General features: G+C 53.9%; 14 protein-coding genes. 8 read left to right on the top strand and 6 right to left on the bottom strand.

The genetic code is table 11. The features are described 5' to 3' along the window. Positions 1-104: 104 nt before the first annotated feature. Positions 105-551, top strand: coding sequence for a Shiga toxin A subunit (locus V6E55_RS21910; protein WP_316943911.1), 447 nt, complete (start codon positions 105-107; stop codon positions 549-551). A 77-nt stretch (positions 552-628) separates the two neighbouring features. Here V6E55_RS21910 and V6E55_RS21915 read toward each other — a convergent pair whose 3' ends face one another. The 3 genes from V6E55_RS21915 to ppsA form a co-directional block, all read right to left on the bottom strand. Then, entirely contained in the window at positions 629-3025 is a 2397-nt protein-coding gene (locus tag V6E55_RS21915; protein ID WP_316943912.1) for a glycoside hydrolase family 3 N-terminal domain-containing protein, read from the bottom strand. Between the two features lie 3 nt (positions 3026-3028). Beyond that, positions 3029-4429 (bottom strand): MFS transporter, encoded by a 1401-nt coding sequence (locus V6E55_RS21920; protein ID WP_316943913.1) that lies wholly within the window; start codon positions 4427-4429, stop codon positions 3029-3031. Positions 4430-4662: 233 nt separating this feature from the next. Further along, complete coding sequence (ppsA, locus tag V6E55_RS21925; RefSeq protein WP_114979405.1) at positions 4663-7041, bottom strand: phosphoenolpyruvate synthase; 2379 nt, start codon at positions 7039-7041, stop codon at positions 4663-4665. Between the two features lie 335 nt (positions 7042-7376). Here ppsA and ppsR point away from each other — a divergent pair, with 335 nt between their 5' ends. Both ppsR and aroH read left to right on the top strand, forming a co-directional pair. Continuing rightward, positions 7377-8210 carry a posphoenolpyruvate synthetase regulatory kinase/phosphorylase PpsR gene (gene ppsR, locus V6E55_RS21930; RefSeq protein WP_028017244.1) on the top strand — a complete coding sequence of 278 codons (834 nt, stop codon included), beginning with the start codon at positions 7377-7379 and terminating at the stop codon, positions 8208-8210. Between the two features lie 152 nt (positions 8211-8362). Beyond that, entirely contained in the window at positions 8363-9409 is a 1047-nt protein-coding gene (aroH, locus tag V6E55_RS21935; RefSeq protein ID WP_114979404.1) for a 3-deoxy-7-phosphoheptulonate synthase AroH, read from the top strand. 20 nt (positions 9410-9429) lie between these two features. Here aroH and V6E55_RS21940 read toward each other — a convergent pair whose 3' ends face one another. Further along, complete coding sequence (locus V6E55_RS21940; protein WP_165383589.1) at positions 9430-10332, bottom strand: LysR family transcriptional regulator; 903 nt, start codon at positions 10330-10332, stop codon at positions 9430-9432. A 140-nt stretch (positions 10333-10472) separates the two neighbouring features. On the opposite strand from V6E55_RS21940, the gene V6E55_RS21945 reads away from it, so the two are divergent. Genes V6E55_RS21945 through V6E55_RS21965 form a run of 5 tightly spaced genes read left to right on the top strand, consistent with a single transcriptional unit; the run spans position 10473 to position 15249 of the window. Continuing rightward, positions 10473-11180: a CoA transferase subunit A gene (locus V6E55_RS21945; RefSeq protein ID WP_114979402.1), complete on the top strand. Its 708-nt coding sequence runs from the start codon at positions 10473-10475 to the stop codon at positions 11178-11180. A gap of 2 nt (positions 11181-11182) precedes the next feature. Beyond that, positions 11183-11839, top strand: a complete 657-nt coding sequence (locus V6E55_RS21950) for a CoA transferase subunit B (protein WP_236920439.1) — start codon at positions 11183-11185, stop codon at positions 11837-11839. Positions 11840-11848: 9 nt separating this feature from the next. Beyond that, positions 11849-13030, top strand: coding sequence for an acetyl-CoA C-acetyltransferase (locus V6E55_RS21955; RefSeq protein WP_316943914.1), 1182 nt, complete (start codon positions 11849-11851; stop codon positions 13028-13030). Positions 13031-13076: 46 nt separating this feature from the next. Continuing rightward, positions 13077-14468: a GntP family permease gene (locus tag V6E55_RS21960; RefSeq protein WP_129996041.1), complete on the top strand. Its 1392-nt coding sequence runs from the start codon at positions 13077-13079 to the stop codon at positions 14466-14468. Between the two features lie 10 nt (positions 14469-14478). Beyond that, entirely contained in the window at positions 14479-15249 is a 771-nt protein-coding gene (locus tag V6E55_RS21965) for a 3-hydroxybutyrate dehydrogenase (RefSeq protein WP_316943915.1), read from the top strand. 39 nt (positions 15250-15288) lie between these two features. Here the strand turns inward: V6E55_RS21965 and selO are convergent, their stop codons facing one another. Beyond that, complete coding sequence (selO, locus tag V6E55_RS21970; protein ID WP_316943916.1) at positions 15289-16731, bottom strand: protein adenylyltransferase SelO; 1443 nt, start codon at positions 16729-16731, stop codon at positions 15289-15291. A gap of 61 nt (positions 16732-16792) precedes the next feature. Then, on the bottom strand, positions 16793-17506 hold the full coding sequence (locus tag V6E55_RS21975) for an EAL domain-containing protein (RefSeq protein ID WP_129996044.1): 714 nt from the start codon (positions 17504-17506) through the stop codon (positions 16793-16795). Positions 17507-17789: the final 283 nt, after the last annotated feature.

Below are 17789 nucleotides of genomic sequence, written 5' to 3' on the forward strand. Positions count from 1 at the left end.
TCTGGCCATGATTTAACCCTCCAGAACAGAACCCTTTAAGTGTAGTCCTGAAGAGCTGAATCATGGTGGTAATCAGGTAAAATTTTAGTAGTGGAAGATTGATTATGTTTAAAAAACTACTAGTGTGTATATTTATTACTGTTCCTGTGGTGTCTTCAGCAAAAGATTACGGCTGTGCCTCAATTGGTTTATCAATGGAGTCATCTTTATTTGACGCACTTTCAAAAGATTTGAAAATAGACACTTCAACTGTAGACGAGACAAAAGCAAAAGTAGAAATCATTGATATTTCACCAATATCTAAAATCTATGCAAAATCATTAGCAAGGATGGATTTCAATAATGACCCAGATAAAGACAAATCAGAAGAAACTTATAACAAAATTTACTTCTCAAGCTATTATGAAAATGAAGTAAAATCTATAACTGCAAAATATACATATACAAACAAAGCAGGGAAGAAGTCTGTTTTCATTGCCACAAGCCTTATGAATAAAGATGAATGCTCTATAAGGTTCAACGGGTACATTACTCTTTCAAGAGAGTTTTAAACATAAAAGCCCCATCAGGGGCTTGTTCTAACATTCTTTCCTTCAGGAACAAAGGTAACTGCTCTGCTCCCGATTGATTAACACACCGCAATGCCTTCATTTGCGCGCTTAACCTTACAGCTACTGAGCATCCGCCACTCCGCAGGCAGCACCCGCGTTTCACCTGTCACATTAACCGTCACCACCTCGCGGATATCCGTCGACGATGCACCAATTTGTAGTTCAAACTCACCCGGCTCAACAATGCGTTTTCCGTCCCGACGGGTGAAGTTGAACATCTCAACTGGGAGCATAAAGGTGAGCGTGGCGGTTTCGCCCGGCGAGAGCGTGACGCGCTGGAATGCCTTCAGCTCCTGAAGTGGCCGTACCTGCGTGGCAACCTTATCCCTGACGTAAACCTGCACCACCTCGCTGCCACTGCGTTCTCCGACATTGGTGATGTCCACACTCAGTGCTACCTCACCGTCGACTGGCACGTGGGATCCGGCCACACGCGCCGTTCCCCAGTTAAACTGCGTCCAGCCAAGGCCGAAACCAAACGGATAACGAGACCCGAAATGGAACGCAAACGGCGTACCGCCGCTTTTGAGCTTGTGATTGTAGTAATACGGCATTGCCCCGGCACTTTTCGGTACACTCACTACCAGACGCCCTTGCGGTTCCGCACGCCCTGTCAGTACGTCCGCAATCGCCCAGCCCCCTTCCTGCCCTGGAGCCCAGGCCATCATGAACGCCGCTACTTTGTCTTCCAGTCCCTGAAGGTTGTATGGTCGCCCTCCGGTCATCACGACAATCACCGGTTTGCCGGTGGCTACCAGCGCCTCCAGAAGTTGCTGCTGCACACCCGGCAGATTCAGAGAATCGGTATCAGACCCTTCCCCTACCGTGCCGCTCTGGAACAATCCGGCGAGGTCGCCAACGCAAGCCACTACCACATCACTCTCTTGCGCAACGTTCACAGCCTCGGGGATCAAATCAGTACATTGAGAAACCGGCGACTGCTGCATCGGTTTACCGCCGCTGTCGCCCGGGAAGACCGGCGCACCGGCCATCCGTTTTTCGATGATGTGACACCCTTTGGCGTAGCGAACCTGCGAGGCACCGAGATAATGCTCCAGCGCCGCACGCGGGGTCGTGACCTGCGAGGTCTCTTCCATCATATCGCTGATGATCAAATGTACCGGGAAGCTGTAACCGCTGAGCAACGCCAGCGGGTCGTCTGCCGTCGGCCCCACCACCGCCACGCGGGGTTTACCACCCAGAGGCAAAATGCCGTTATTCTCAAGCAGTGTCAGCGAACGGGTCGCCACATCCCGCGCGACCTGGCGGGTGACATCATTCTGCAGATCAATGCCATGTTCATCGGCATACGGTTTTTCAAACAGACCCAGACGGAATTTTTCAGTCAGTAAGCGACCCACGATTTCATCGACTTTGGCCATGGAGATCAGTCCACGCTCAACGGCTTCTGCCAGATGGCGCGCGCAGTCGTCTTTCGGCAGTTCGATATCAAGCCCGGCGTTGAAGGCCAGTGCGGCAGATTCTGTCGCATCATGTGAGACACCATGATGCTGATGCAGAAGGCTTACACCACCGTAATCCGCCACGATTATCCCGTCGAATCCCCACTGTTCGCGCAACACAGTAGTGAGCAGGAAGTGGTCGCTGTGGCCAGGTTGATTATCAATATCGTGGTAGGCTGGCATCACGGAACCGGCATTAGCCAGCTTCACCGCCATTTCAAACGGTAACAGGAAGGTATCATTAAGCTCGCTAAAGCCAAGATGTACCGGCGCATGGTTGCGTGCACCTTCGCTGAACGAGTGACCCACATAATGTTTCAGGGTCGCCAGCAGATCGCGTTTATCGCCCTGTAAGCCTTTCACGTAGGCAGTGGCCATCACGCCCACCAGCCAGGGATCTTCGCCAAAGGTCTCTTCAGTACGCCCCCAGCGGACATCGCGAGAGACATCCAGCACCGGCGCCAGCCCCTGCTGGCAGCCCACAGACCGCGCCTCTTTGCCAATCTTTTCTGCTGCTCGCTGCACCAGGTCCGGGTCCCAGGTTGATCCGTAATTCAGCGACGACGGGAACAGCGTGGCCTCTTTGCACAACAACCCCACCAGACACTCCTCATGGAACAGCGCCGGAATGCCGAGACGCGTCTCTTCCATCATCATCCGCTGCAGGCGGTTAGCGGCGCGCACGCCGGTTTGTGCATCAACAATATGGGTACCCAGCGGACGCGTGATCTGCCCGACGCCCAGTTTTAGCCGTTCACTGAGCGAAGCCTGTTCACTCACCCCGGAGAATTCGTCACTCAGATCGCTGCGCTCACGATGGTTACCGTTTTCATCGAGGATCAACCAGTATGCATGCATCTGAGCGAACTTCTCTTCCGGGGTCATACGTGCCAGTAAGTCGGCGACGCGCTCGTGCACGGGACGTCCCGCGTCCTTATAGATAGCTGTCATGTTTTACTCCTGTATTGCGGAAGGGGTTGCCGGGCTGAGTTGCCCCGGGTCAGGTCTCACCTCACGTTTGCTGGCCAGCTCCCGGGCAATGGAATCCACCAGCCGGCTGTTAAGTTTGTAAATAGCAAGAAGCGCAACCATGCAGAGGAACAACGCGCAAGGGATAAGGGTGAACAGTGCATTAATGGTAGAGAGAACGTGCGGTGCCTGAGTTGCCTGTCCCGGGGCGTAATCCACCATGCCCAGCACCCAGCCAACAACCGCCCCGCCCAGTGCCAGGCCAAATTTGATGGCAAACAGCGCAGTAGAGAAGACCAGACCATCCAGGCGACGTCCGCTGCGGTGCTCTTCGTAGTCGACCACATCGGAGAACATAGTCCACTGGAGCGGCGTGGTGAGGTTTTGCACAAAGCTAAAGACAATATTGAGACCAAAGATCAGCCAGACCTGCGAAGGGGGAAGGAAGAAAATCAGCGCGCCGAAGATGACGAAGGAAATAATCGTCCACTGGTAGGCCCGGACGCGGTCAAATTTGCCCAACAGCCGTTCGGATAATAATGCGCCGCTTAAGGAGGCCACCATCCCGGAAACAATAAAGGCAAAAACCAGCTCCGGACGCAGCAGCACATAGTTGACGTAATACATGGTGGCGGAACCGCGCGTCACCACCGCCGTTAACAGCAAAATATTAAACACGAACACAATACGCCACTGGCTGTTTCCGGCCAGCAGTTTTAAATCGGTGAGCATGGAGCCGGAGGTATCATTGGGCGGAGAATAACGCTCGCGAGTCATCAGGAAGCAGCAGAAGAACAGCACAATCCCGAGTAACCCCATCAGGCTCATGGCATAGAAATAGCCTTTCTGCACATTGCCCTGTCCTAACAATGAGACCAGCGGCAGGGCAATAACCGTGACAATCAACCCACCGATAAACGACAGGCCAAAACGCCATGACTGCAGAGAGTGACGCTCGCGCGGATCCAACGTCAGCGCGCCGGGCATGGCGCAGTAAGGTACGTTAATCGCGGAATAAATCAGGCTTAAGATCGTGTAGGTCACGCAAGCATACGCAATTTTCGCCGTAGGTCCCACGTCCGGAACATAGAAGGTGATGAGGCAACTCACGCCAAACGGAATGGCGAACCACAGCAACCAGGGACGGAAACGACCATGACGCGTTTGCGTACGGTCGACCAGTGCACCAATGCACGGGTCAACAAACGCATCGACCACGCGTACCACTAAAAACATGGTGCCCATAATCGCGGCGGGCAACCCAAAAACGTCCGTATAGAAATAAGCAAGAAATAACGCTGCCGTTTGCCAGACCAGCGCACTGGCCATATCGCCTAAGCCGTAACCTATTTTATCTTTGGTACGCAATACAGAGGAAAGTGTCATTGTTATTTGCCTTTTTATCAGGTTAAAACGTATTTCAACCAGTTGCGCATCATCTGAAGGGAAATGCGCAGTAAGGCTCAAGTATTAGCAACGGTTTGCGCGCTAACAATTGTCTAAATTAACAGACAAATTATGATATTTGGTTTTTTACTTTATTTGTGATGGGGAGCAAATAAGAGGGGAAATAAAAAAGGCGAGGAATAATCTCCTCGCCTTTTCGGGTTATGGTGGTGTTACTTGTTCAGTTCTGCCAGGCTCAGCCAGGTTTGCACCACGGTGTCCGGGTTCAGGGACAGACTATCAATCCCCTCTTCCATCAGCCATGCGGCAAAGTCTTCATGGTCGGATGGGCCCTGACCACAAATCCCAACGTATTTACCCTGTTTCTTCGCCGCACGAATGGACATCGACAGCAGCGCTTTCACCGCCTCGTTACGCTCATCGAACAGCTCAGAAACCACACCGGAGTCACGATCCAGACCCAGCGTCAGCTGTGTCATGTCGTTCGAGCCGATTGAGAAACCGTCGAAGTGTTCCAGGAACTGCTCGGCCAGCAGGGCGTTGGACGGGATTTCACACATCATGATGATCTTCAGCCCGTTCTCGCCGCGCTTCAGCCCCTGACGCGCCAGCTCGTCCACAACGGCTTTCGCCTGATCCACAGTACGCACAAACGGGATCATGATTTCGACGTTGGTCAGTCCCATGTCGTTGCGCACGCGTTTCACCGCTTCACACTCCAGTGCGAAGCAGTCGCGGAAGCTGTCGGAGACGTAACGTCCAGCCCCACGGAAGCCCAGCATTGGGTTCTCTTCTTCCGGCTCATAGCGCTCGCCGCCCACCAGGTTGGCGTATTCGTTAGACTTAAAGTCAGACAGACGCACAATCACGCGTTTCGGGTAGAAGGCGGCACCCAGGGTGGCAATCCCTTCGGTCAGACGGCCGACGTAGAACTCTTTCGGTGAGTCGTAGCCTTTCATCATCTCGCGGATTTCGTTCTGCAGTTTCGGATCCTGATCATCAAACTCCAGCAGTGCACGCGGGTGAACGCCGATCATACGGTTGATGATAAATTCGAGACGCGCCAGGCCCACACCTTCGTTCGGCAGGCAGGCGAAGTCAAACGCGCGGTCCGGGTTACCAACGTTCATCATGATCTTCAGCGGCAGGTCCGGCATGGTTTCAACACTGGAACTTTTCACGCTGAAATCGAGGATATCGGCATACACGTAGCCGGTATCGCCTTCGGCGCAGGAGACAGTCACATTCTGTCCGTCTTTCATGCGCTCAGTGGCATCACCGCAGCCGACAACCGCTGGAATACCCAGTTCGCGGGCAATGATCGCCGCGTGACAGGTACGGCCGCCACGGTTGGTGACGATAGCCGCGGCTTTCTTCATGATCGGTTCCCAGTCCGGGTCGGTCATGTCGGTCACCAGCACGTCGCCTGGCTCAATACGGTTCATCTCGCTGATGTCGTGGATCACTTTGACCGGACCAGCACCGATGCGATGACCGATAGCACGACCTTCCGCAACGATTTTACCCTGCGCGTGCAGCGTGTAACGCTCCATGACCTGACCGCGAGAGCGGACGGTTTCCGGACGCGCCTGGACGATAAACAGCTTGCCGGTGTTCCCGTCTTTCGCCCATTCGATATCCATTGGACGACCGTAGTGTTTTTCAATCTGTACCGCCTGCTTCGCCAGTTCCTGAACTTCAGCATCGGTCAGAGAGAAGCGGTCACGCTGCTCCTGCGGTACATCTTCAATCTTAACCTGCTTGCCATGCTCCTGGGTTGGGGCATAGATCATGCGGATTTTTTTCGAGCCCATGGTGCGGCGCACCACCGCCGGGCGGCCAGCGGCCAGCGTTGGTTTGTGGACATAGAATTCATCAGGGTTAACCGCCCCCTGAACCACCATCTCACCCAGACCCCACGCGGAGGTGATAAACACCACCTGGTCGAAGCCGGATTCAGTATCAATGGAGAACATCACGCCGGATGAGCCCACGTCCGAGCGCACCATGCGCTGAACACCTGCAGAAAGTGCTACGCCGCGATGGTCATAGCCCTGGTGCACGCGATAGGAGATGGCACGGTCGTTGAACAGGGAAGCAAACACGTGCTTCACTGCCACCAGCACGGCATCGTATCCCTGCACGTTCAGGAAGGTTTCCTGCTGCCCGGCAAACGAGGCGTCTGGCATATCTTCTGCGGTTGCAGAAGAACGCACGGCAAAGGAGGCCTGCGCATCGTCAGCAGAGAGCTGGTTGTACGCATCGTGAATGGCTTTTTCCAGTTCCGGCTGGAAAGGTGTGTCGATAATCCACTGGCGGATTTGTGACCCGGCTTTGGCAAGCTCGGTAACGTCATCAATATCCGTTTTATCCAGCAGGTCGTAAATGCGCTGGTTCACGCCGCTCTGGTCTAAAAACAGGTTAAACGCATCGGCAGTTGTGGCAAACCCGTTTGGTACGGAGACACCCATACCCGACAGATTTGTAATCATTTCACCCAGGGAGGCATTTTTGCCCCCAACTCTGTCTACATCATTCATGCCGAGTTGGTTATACCAAAGCACCAGCGGTGACGAGCCATTGTTGGACATCGAAACAATCCTTTTGTGATATTTGATCGGAGTAAGTAACACCTGACTACGTATTTATAGTGGCATATTTATTAGCGCTAAAAAAACGGTGAATCGTGTAAGCAATTTAAATTTTCAACTTTTCGGATACTTTCCCATCACCCGCGAACCCGATGATTCCTATATATTCAGCCAGAAACCACAAAAATAAAGTCGCTATTTGAAAAATGAAATCCACTTTTCAGGAAAATCAAAAACACCGTTTCATTTATAATTAAGATAAGTTCTTTGCTGTGTAATTTACTTTTTTAATTTATGCTTTCAGACAATTAGGTATGATATTCAGGGTGAGTAAAATGGATAATGCTGTCGATCGCCACGTTTTTTATATTTCTGATGGTACGGCGATCACCGCCGAGGTGCTGGGCCATGCGGTGATGTCGCAGTTTCCCGTTTCGATTAACAGCATCACGCTGCCGTTTGTCGAAAATGAGAGCCGCGCCAAAGCGGTGAAGGACCAGATTGATGCCATCTACCAGCAGACCGGCGTCCGCCCGCTGGTGTTCTACTCGATCGTGATCCCCGAGATTCGCTCCATCATTTTGCAAAGTGAAGGCTTCTGTCAGGATATCGTCCAGGCGCTGGTGGCTCCGCTGCAAAGCGAGCTTAAGCTTGACCCGACCCCGATCGCTCACCGTACCCACGGGCTAAACCCCGGCAATCTGACCAAGTACGATGCGCGTATTGCTGCCATTGATTACACCCTGGCACACGACGACGGTATCTCTCTACGTAATCTCGACCAGGCGCAGGTGATCCTGCTTGGCGTGTCGCGCTGCGGCAAAACGCCAACCAGCCTCTATCTGGCAATGCAGTTTGGTATTCGTGCCGCAAACTACCCCTTTATTGCTGACGATATGGATAACCTGGTGCTGCCTGCCGCCCTTAAGCCTCTGCAACATAAATTGTTCGGTCTGACGATCAACCCGGAACGTCTGGCAGCGATCCGCGAAGAACGCCGCGAGAACAGCCGGTATGCCTCAATGCGTCAGTGTCGAATGGAAGTTTCCGAAGTGGAAGCGCTGTACCGCAAGAACCAGATCCCATGGCTGAACAGTACTAACTATTCGGTCGAAGAGATTGCCACCAAAATTCTCGATATTATGGGACTTAACCGTCGCATGTACTAATATGCTAGTACATTAGCTCAAATTCAGGTATCATCACCCACAACCACGGGGCAGTGTCGCCCCGAACTTGAAATCAGCAGGGATTGGTTTAAGGTGATGCCCATCACTTCCCGGTAGTCTGCCGATGAAGCAAAAATTTTCTGAGACATTCCATGAATAAAACCGACGAACTCCGCACTGCGCGCATCGACAGCCTGGTTACACCGGCTGAACTGGCACTGCGGCATCCTGTTTCCGCCACCGTTGCGGAACATGTCACGGCTTCCCGCCGACGCATTGAAAAAATCCTGAATGGCGAAGACAAACGTCTTCTGGTGGTGATTGGGCCTTGTTCCATCCACGATCTGGATGCCGCTATGGATTACGCCAAACGACTTCAGGGGCTGCGGGACAAATACCAGCATCGCCTTGAGATCGTGATGCGAACCTACTTTGAAAAACCGCGTACCGTGGTGGGCTGGAAAGGCCTGATTTCCGATCCTGACCTGAACGGTAGCTACCGTGTGAACCACGGTATTGAGCTGGCGCGCAAACTGCTCCTGCAGGTCAACGAACTGGGCGTACCAACGGCGACCGAATTTCTCGATATGGTGACCGGGCAGTTTATCGCCGATCTCATCAGTTGGGGCGCAATTGGCGCACGTACCACCGAAAGCCAAATCCACCGTGAGATGGCCTCCGCCCTCTCCTGTCCGGTCGGCTTTAAAAACGGGACGGATGGCAACACCCGTATCGCGGTAGATGCGATCCGCGCTGCCCGTGCCAGCCACATGTTCCTGTCGCCGGATAAGAGCGGTCACATGACCATCTACCAGACCAGCGGTAACCCGTACGGGCATATCATTATGCGTGGTGGGAAGAAACCCAACTATCACGCGGAAGATATTGCGGCCGCCTGTGAAACGCTGGCAGAGTTCGACCTCCCGGAACATCTGGTCGTGGATTTCAGCCACGGGAACTGTCAGAAACAGCACCGCCGCCAGTTAGATGTGTGCGATGAAATTTGTCAGCAGATCCGCAGCGGCTCAACCGCTATCGCGGGGATTATGGCCGAAAGTTTCATCAAGGAAGGCACGCAGAAGATTGTTGCCGGACAGCAGATGGTGTACGGACAGTCGATCACCGACCCTTGTCTGAGCTGGGAAGACAGCGAACTGCTGCTGGATAAACTGGCTGCGGCGGTGGATACGCGCTTCTGACGTCGTTCAAATCAGCCTTTTCATCCCACCTGGCCAGGCTGATAAAAATCCTTCAGTGTTTCCAGCAGGGCACGCGCCGCTTTTGAAAGCTGCGTGTGCCCTGGATGGATCACGCCAATGCATTTTTCAATACGCGGGTTATCCAGTGGAATACAGACCGCTCCTAACGCGGCCATCTGCGTTTCGCACAATGCCGGAACAGCGCTGCCGCCCAGTCCACTGGCGACCATCCGCCCCACCGTCACCAGTTGATGGCTCTCCAGCGCCACATCCAGTTTTCTGCCGCTTCGGGCCAGTTCCTCTTCCAGCATCAGACGTACCGCTGAGGGCCGCTGCAGGGTGATGAAATCCAGCGCCAGCAGTTCTTCCCATGACAAGCGTTTTTTACTGGCCAGAGAGGAATCTTTCGGCACAATGGCAACAAATCTGTCGAGACCCAGTGGCGTAAACAGCAGGTTATGCGTAGGTGCTGGTTCAAACGCGATCCCCATCTCCACTCGCCCTTCCCGAACCATCTCAATCACATGTTCGTTGATGACATCATGCACGGTAACGTTGATCCCGGCGTGGCGGTCGCGAAAAGCTTTCAGTACCTCCGGTAAAACATTCGCGGCAAAAGACGGCATGGCCGCGACCGAGATTTTGCCACGTTGTAGCGTAAAACATTGATGCATCGCCTCTTCGACGTTATCCCAGTCGGCAAGCAGTTGCCGCGCCATAGGTAAAAACGTCTCACCTTCCTGCGTCAGTGCCACTTTACGCGTGCTCCGCTGCAGCAGCGGCCCTCCCAGCGCATCCTCAAGACCTTTAATCGTCAGGCTCAGTGCCGGCTGGGAGAGATTTAACCGTTCGCTGGCGTGCGCGAAATTCAGAGTGTGAGCTACCGCTAAAAACGCACGTAACTGTTTGACACTCATTCTCATTTTTTATCCTGTTAACTAATTGAAAAATTTTAGTTAACAGGAAATTAATAAAAAAACCAAATGAGTGGGTCACAAATTCAAAATTAACAAATGAGTCACCGCCCCTAATGATACCGGCACGGACAACGGGAGAGATAACGATGGCGGGACTGGATAAACGCGTCAGTAGCTATGCACAGGCGCTGGAAGGGCTGACGAACGGGATGACATTGCTGGCAGGTGGTTTCGGCTTGTGCGGGATCCCTGAGAACCTGATTGCAGAAGTCAGACGCCGTCAGGTGAACGATCTGACGGTGGTTTCAAACAACTGCGGCGTGGATGGTTTCGGCCTCGGAATACTGCTTGAGACGCGGCAGGTACGCAAGGTAGTGGCGTCTTACGTCGGTGAGAACGCGTTGTTTGAGCAACAGGTATTGAGCGGCGAGCTGGAGATTGAACTCACCCCTCAGGGGACGCTGGCAGAAAAAGTGCGCGCGGGTGGAGCCGGTATTCCGGCATTTTACACCGCCACCGGCTATGGCACTCCCGTGGCGGCAGGCAAAGAAATTCGCCAGTTTGCAGGTAAACACTACGTCCTCGAAGAGGCCATTACGGGTGATTTCGCGCTCATCAAAGGCTGGAAAGCGGACTGGTACGGCAACGTTATCTATCGACATACCGCGCAAAACTTTAATCCGCTGATGGCCACAGCGGGCCGGATAACCGTTGTGGAGGTGGAAGAAATTGTGCCACCAGGTGAACTGCCTCCGTCTGCCATTCACACCCCGGGAATTTACGTCGACAGGCTGATTGTTGGCCAGTTCGAAAAACGTATTGAACAGCGCACGCTGCGCGCGGAAGGAGTCTGACAATGTTGACCCGTGAACAGATGGCAATGCGCGTCGCTCGCGAGTTGCGCGACGGTTACTACGTCAACCTGGGGATCGGCATCCCTACCCTGGTGGCGAATTACATTCCGCCGGGAATGGACGTGATGCTTCAGTCGGAAAACGGTCTGTTGGGAATGGGGGAATTCCCGGATGAGCGGAACCTCGATGCCGACATGATTAACGCCGGCAAACAGACGGTGACCGCACGGATCGGTGCTGCCATTTTCGACTCGGCTCAGTCATTCGCCATGATCCGTGGCGGTCATGTCGATCTGACCGTATTGGGTGCGTTTGAAGTGGATGTCGAAGGGAATATCGCCTCATGGATGATCCCCGGGAAGATGGTGAAAGGGATGGGGGGAGCAATGGATCTCGTTGCCGGGGCACAGAACATCATAGTGGTGATGACTCACGCCTCAAAAAGTGGTGAATCAAAACTACTCCCTCGCTGCACGTTGCCTCTCACGGGCGTGGGCTGCATCCGTCGGGTCTTAACCGACCTCGCGTTGCTGGAGATCAAGGACGGCACGTTCATTCTTCGGGAATACGCTCCGGGGGTGAGTATCGACGAGATCGTGGCGAAAACAGCCGGGAAAATAACAGTGGCGGACGACGTTCGCGAGATGCGCTTCAACTGAGGACTCAACATGAAAAACGTCATGATTGTCGGGGCAGCGCGAACCCCTGTGGGTGGTTTTCGCGGTTCGCTCGCCTCCCTTTCTGCAGTTGAACTGGGTGCAGTAGCAGTACAACACCTGCTTGCGACCAGCGGTTTGCATGCAGATCAAATCGACGAGTTGCTCTTCGGTCAGGTGCTAACGGCAGGTTGTGGACAAAACCCCGCGCGCCAGACGGCAATCCGCGCCGGGTTACCTGTCAAAACCCCCGCCACCACGGTCAATCTGGTGTGTGGTGCGGGCTTAAAAGCGGTGCAACTGGCCGCGCAGGCGATCCGCTGTGGTGATGCCGACGTCGTTATCGCGGGCGGTCAGGAGAGCATGAGCAACGCGCCTTATCTGCTGGACGGTGCGCGCTCAGGATTGCGTTTTGGTCATACGGGCCTGCAGGACAGCATGATTACCGACGGGCTATGGGATGCGTTCAACGATTACCACATGGGGATCACCGCAGAAAACATCGCCCGACAGTACGGCATTTCGCGCGAGCAGCAGGACGCCTTTGCCGTCCGCTCGCAGCAAAAAGCTGCATCCGCGGTTGAAGCCGGTCGATTCGATGCCGAGATAGTGCCAGTAACGGTGAAACAGGGTAAAAAGCCGCCCCTGATTGTCAGCCGTGATGAACAGCCCCGGCCGGGAACCACCGCAGAACAACTCGCGCAACTGCGTACCGCGTTTTTACACGAGGAAGGCACGGTCACGGCGGGTAATGCCTCAACGCTCAATGATGGTGCCGCTGCGGTGCTGTTGATGAGCGAGGAAAAAGCGCGGGAAAGTGGTTTGCCGATCCTGGGTCGCATCGTGAGTTACGCCGTGACGGGCGTCGACCCGTCTGTGATGGGCATCGGTCCGGTCAGCGCCTGTCAGACGGCACTGGCGCGGGCTGGCTGGACGCTCGATGACGTGGATCTCATTGAAGCCAACGAAGCCTTTGCTGCGCAAGCGCTGGCGGTGGGCAAGCTGCTCGGCTGGGATGAGCGCAAGGTGAATGTTAATGGTGGCGCGATTGCGCTGGGTCATCCAATTGGCGCATCCGGCTGCCGCATTCTCGTCACGCTGCTGTACGAAATGCAGCGTCAGGGGGCTAAAAAAGGACTCGTCACCCTGTGCGTAGGCGGCGGACAAGGTATCGCTTTGACCGTCGAGCGTTAAACATCTCGTTGGTACCCGAATATAACAATGATAGTGAGGAGTCGTAATGAGTGTGTTAATTGCCCTGGCGGCACTGGCATTGCTGATGCTGGCGGCCTATCGCGGATATAGTGTTATTTTGTTTGCGCCGATTGCGGCGCTGGGTGCAGTGTTGCTGACCGACCCGGGGGCTGTCGGCCCGACGTTTACCGGTCTGTTTATGGAAAAAATGGTGGGCTTCGTCAAGCTCTACTTCCCGGTGTTTCTGCTGGGTGCCGTTTTTGGCAAGCTGATTGAGCTCTCCGGTTTTTCACGCTCGATCGTCGCCTCCGCCATTCGGATCCTCGGTCGTCGCCACGCGATACCGGTCATTGTCCTGGTGTGTGCGCTGTTAACCTATGGCGGTGTTTCGCTGTTTGTGGTGGCATTTGCGGTCTATCCGTTTGCCGCCGAACTGTTCCGCCAGAGTGGCATCCCCAAACGGCTGATCCCGGCCACCGTGGCGCTGGGGGCATTTTCGTTTACCATGGACGCCCTGCCCGGCACGCCTCAAATCCAGAACATTATCCCCACCAGTTTCTTTGGTACTAACGCCTGGGCCGCGCCGTGGCTTGGGGTGATCGGTTCTCTGTTTATTATCTGTTTTGGTCTGCTCTGGCTGGAGCGTCAGCGCCGTAAAGCACTCAATAACAATGAAGGTTACGGTTCGGATCTCAAAAATGAACCAGAAACGCCGGACAACATAAACCTGCCGCATCCGCTGATTGCTATCTCCCCTTTGCTGCTGGTGGGTATCCTCAACCTGCTGTTTACCCGCTGGATCCCTGGCTGGTACGGTACGAGCCATGAGCTTACCCTGCCAGGTCTGGCGAAACCGATTGTGACCGAGGTGAGTAAGATCACCGCCATCTGGGCCGTGGAGGCGGCGCTGATCTCCGGCATTGTGCTGGTGCTGATTTTTGGTTTTCGCAATATCCGCGGGCGTCTGGCTGAAGGCAGCCGGACGGCGGTCAGCGGCGCTATTCTGGCAGCGATGAATACTGCCTCAGAATATGGTTTCGGGGCCGTTATTGCTGCACTGCCTGGTTTTCTGGTGCTGTCCAAAGGGCTGGCTGCGATCCCAAACCCGCTGTTAAACGAAGCGATCAGCGTGACCGTCCTCGCCGGGATCACCGGTTCCGCCTCGGGGGGGATGAGCATTGCACTCGCAGCAATGTCTGACACGTTTATTGCCGCCGCGCACGCCGCCAATATTCCTCTGGAAGTCCTGCACCGCGTGGCCTCAATGGCAAGCGGTGGTATGGATACACTTCCCCATAATGGCGCGGTGATTACCTTGCTGGCTATCACCGGCCTGAGTCATCGTCAGGCCTACGGCGGTATTTTCGCCATCACCCTCATAAAAAGTCTGGCAGTACTTTTTGTCATTGCCGTGTTCTATCTGACCGGTATTGTTTAAGGAGATTAATATGAATCTGAAGGGTAAAACCGCTCTGGTGACCGGTTCGACAAGCGGTATTGGTCTGGGGATCGCCCGCGTACTGGCGCAGGCCGGGGCGCAGCTGATCCTCAACGGTTTCGGCGACAGTGAATCTGCAAGAGAAGAGATTACGCGCCTTGGCAAAAAACCGGGCTACCACGATGCGGATCTGCGCGACGTATTGCAGATTGAAGCGATGATGCGCTACGCAGCGACCCAGTTCGGCGGTGTGGATATTCTTGTCAACAACGCCGGAATACAGCATGTGGCCCCGGTTGAGGCATTTCCGGTAGAGAAATGGAACGACATTATCGCACTGAATCTCTCTTCCGTGTTTCACACCAGCCGGCTGGCACTGCCTGCCATGCGTGAGAAAAACTGGGGCCGCATCATTAACATTGCCTCCGTTCATGGGTTGGTCGCGTCAAAAGAAAAGTCAGCCTATGTCGCTGCCAAGCATGGCGTGGTGGGTTTTACGAAATCCCTGGCGCTCGAAACCGCCCGCACGGGGATTACCGCCAATACGATCTGCCCGGGCTGGGTACTGACACCTCTGGTACAACAGCAAATCGACAAACGCATTGCCGATGGCGTCGCACCTGACCAGGCTCGAGACCAGCTTCTGGCAGAGAAACAGCCTTCAGGCGAGTTCGTCACCCCGGAACAGTTGGGAGAACTGGCGCTGTTTTTGTGCAGCGACAGTGCCGTAAATGTCCGGGGCGTCGCATGGAACATGGATGGAGGCTGGGTCGCACAGTGACGGGGAAGCCGGGTAAGCGTCGCTTCACCCGGCAAAAAACTAACTTGAGCAGCTTACCTCCAGCCGCTTGCCCCAGTCAGGCGGGCGGCTGACGTAATCGTCATTCCTGTCGGCAAACGGCGTGCGTAACGCCATGTGCAAACGGTGTAACTCGTCGTACTCACCCTGCTCTGCCTGCTCAATCGCCCGTTGGGCCAGCCAGTTGCGTAACACCATCGCCGGGTTCGCCGCGTTCATCTGCGCGTGCCGGGTGGTATCGTCAACCTGCTCTTGCTGCAACCGCGTGCGGTACCGGGTAAACCAGTCGTCAAACGCCTGCCTGTCGATAAACTCGTCCCGCAACGGTGAGGCTGCACTGTGCTGCTCCGTCAGGCCCAGCATCCGGAAAGTACGGGTGTAATCACTGCCTTCACGCGCCATCAGGGCGAACAGGTCATTAAGGATCTCGTTATCCCCCCGTTCCTGGGTCATCAGCCCCAGCTTGTTGCGCATCAACATGCCGTATTCACGCAGCAAAATATCCTGATAGCTGTCGAGCGCGTCATTCAGGGCATCAACGTCAATAAACGGTGACAGCGTTTGCGCAAGACGTTGCAGGTTCCATAATCCAACCGCAGGCTGATTGTCAAAGCTGTAACGACCCTGATAATCGGAGTGATTACAGATATATCCCGGTTGATAATCATCAAGGAACCCAAACGGACCGTAATCAAAGGTTAGTCCCAGGAGCGACATGTTGTCCGTATTCATGACGCCGTGGGCAAATCCTACCGTTTGCCAGCGCGCGATCATTGATGCAGTACGGGCAATCACATCCCGGAACCAGAGAACGTATTTATCATCCTCATCCTGCAAATGTGGCCAGTGGTGACCGATAGCGTAGTCTGCGAGCTGACGCACCTTTTCTGTCTCGCGGCGATAGTAAAAGTGCTCAAAATGGCCAAAGCGCAAATGACTTTGCGCAATTCGCATCAGCATCGCCCCTTTTTCCATCGTTTCGCGTGCAACCGGCGTGTCACTGGTGACAATCGACAGCGCGCGAGTGGTAGGGATCCCCAGGGCATGCATCGCTTCGGATGCCAGGCATTCACGAATCGTTGAACGTAATACGGCACGCCCATCGCCCATCCGCGAGTAAGGTGTAAGACCTGCGCCTTTCAGGTGCCAGTCAACCGTCTCCCCGTTGGAAAGCTGCTGTTCGCCAAGCAGGATCCCCCTGCCGTCGCCCAGTTGCCCCGCCCAGACGCCAAACTGGTGTCCACTATAGACCTGAGCCAGGGGTTGCATGCCTGCGAGCAGCGTTTCACCCCCCCAGACGCCAGCGCCGTCTGAAGGCTGAAACATGGCAGGCGGGATCGCCAGCTCCTCTGCCAGCTGGTCGTTGTGCCAGATAAGACGAGAATTTTGTAAGGGTGTTGGTTTGAGTGCGGTGTAAAAACCAGGCAACTCGTCATGCCAGTGAGCAGTAAAAGACAGGGTCATAAGTCCTCCTGCTTTTAGTGTAGAGGGTTTACCCGCTCTTAAACACGGGCGAAAGCAAGGGTTATCGCTGAACCAGTGTGGTGACGTGCTCTGCACTGACCGCTGGCCAGAGCGCACCCTGCATGGCGCCGACGTTAAAGGACAAGACGCGTTGCAACAGGTTGTGATCGTCGATGCCGGATAAGATGACAGACTGGCAATGTGGCGTTATTTGCCAGAGGATTGCGCGCATAAAAGGTTCAAAAGAAAGCTCCGATGCACGCTGCTGAATGAACCCTTTGTCGAAAATGACCCGTTTAAATAATCCATCATAGACCGCTTTGAGGGATGCGGCACCCGCACCAAAGTTTGCCAGAACCATCGGAAAATGGATCGCCATTCTCGCCAACTGGAGATCGTCCTTTCCGTTATTTAAACCTGGATAGTTCTCATTAACAGTAAACTCAAGAAACGGATAACGCTCGAGGATTGAAACAACGTTCCCATTGCTTAATAAAAACTCAACAATAACTGGTGTAATATTGATCCATGCAATTAACTGATGCTGAATAAAAAACAGTTTGCAGGAATCAATCAATTGCAGTTTTTCGTTAAACAACGCTAACTCTTCTGTCGCTGAGAGACGAGGGATAACGAGGTCTGTGGGGATCCTTACATCAGTGCCAACGCCAGTAAAGTTAACCAGAACCTCTAAACCTTTAAGCTCACCTGCACTATTACGGGCAGGCAGGAGCAACAGTTCAGACTGGTAAGCATTATCTAGCGTAATTATCATTGCACTCGCCCCGCATTAAAGATGAGAGAGGACATCCTGGAGCAATTGCCGACATAATTCCACTGTCTTGATTTTAATAAGATTAATTTCATTAGTTCCGTATTAATTTTCAGATTTATCCCTGAATCTAAAATAATCTTATCCTGGTTATCGAGTAATAGCCAGTTTTAGATAAAACAGACGCATGCGGGCTTAGCTAATTTTAGATAAATTTAACTTTAATCATCTTATTTGCGAAAAAACGGCATGATTTATTCGCTACCATGCCGTCATAAAGATACGT

Source organism: Enterobacter sp. 342 (assembly GCF_036663495.1).
Taxonomy (GTDB): domain Bacteria; phylum Pseudomonadota; class Gammaproteobacteria; order Enterobacterales; family Enterobacteriaceae; genus Enterobacter.

Excerpts from the sequence above, each read along its gene's own strand:
- V6E55_RS21960 (WP_129996041.1), top strand. The coding sequence starts at position 13,077 with ATGAGTGTGTTAATTGCCCTGGCGGCACTGGCATTGCTGATGCTGGCG.
- V6E55_RS21945 (WP_114979402.1), top strand. The coding sequence starts at position 10,473 with ATGGCGGGACTGGATAAACGCGTCAGTAGCTATGCACAGGCGCTGGAA.
- V6E55_RS21920 (WP_316943913.1), bottom strand. The coding sequence starts at position 4,429 with ATGACACTTTCCTCTGTATTGCGTACCAAAGATAAAATAGGTTACGGC.
- V6E55_RS21955 (WP_316943914.1), top strand. The coding sequence starts at position 11,849 with ATGAAAAACGTCATGATTGTCGGGGCAGCGCGAACCCCTGTGGGTGGT.
- V6E55_RS21910 (WP_316943911.1), top strand. The coding sequence starts at position 105 with ATGTTTAAAAAACTACTAGTGTGTATATTTATTACTGTTCCTGTGGTG.
- selO (WP_316943916.1), bottom strand. The coding sequence starts at position 16,731 with ATGACCCTGTCTTTTACTGCTCACTGGCATGACGAGTTGCCTGGTTTT.
- V6E55_RS21950 (WP_236920439.1), top strand. The coding sequence starts at position 11,183 with ATGTTGACCCGTGAACAGATGGCAATGCGCGTCGCTCGCGAGTTGCGC.
- ppsA (WP_114979405.1), bottom strand. The coding sequence starts at position 7,041 with ATGTCCAACAATGGCTCGTCACCGCTGGTGCTTTGGTATAACCAACTC.
- V6E55_RS21975 (WP_129996044.1), bottom strand. The coding sequence starts at position 17,506 with ATGATAATTACGCTAGATAATGCTTACCAGTCTGAACTGTTGCTCCTG.
- aroH (WP_114979404.1), top strand. The coding sequence starts at position 8,363 with ATGAATAAAACCGACGAACTCCGCACTGCGCGCATCGACAGCCTGGTT.
- V6E55_RS21940 (WP_165383589.1), bottom strand. The coding sequence starts at position 10,332 with ATGAGAATGAGTGTCAAACAGTTACGTGCGTTTTTAGCGGTAGCTCAC.
- V6E55_RS21965 (WP_316943915.1), top strand. The coding sequence starts at position 14,479 with ATGAATCTGAAGGGTAAAACCGCTCTGGTGACCGGTTCGACAAGCGGT.
- V6E55_RS21915 (WP_316943912.1), bottom strand. The coding sequence starts at position 3,025 with ATGACAGCTATCTATAAGGACGCGGGACGTCCCGTGCACGAGCGCGTC.
- ppsR (WP_028017244.1), top strand. The coding sequence starts at position 7,377 with ATGGATAATGCTGTCGATCGCCACGTTTTTTATATTTCTGATGGTACG.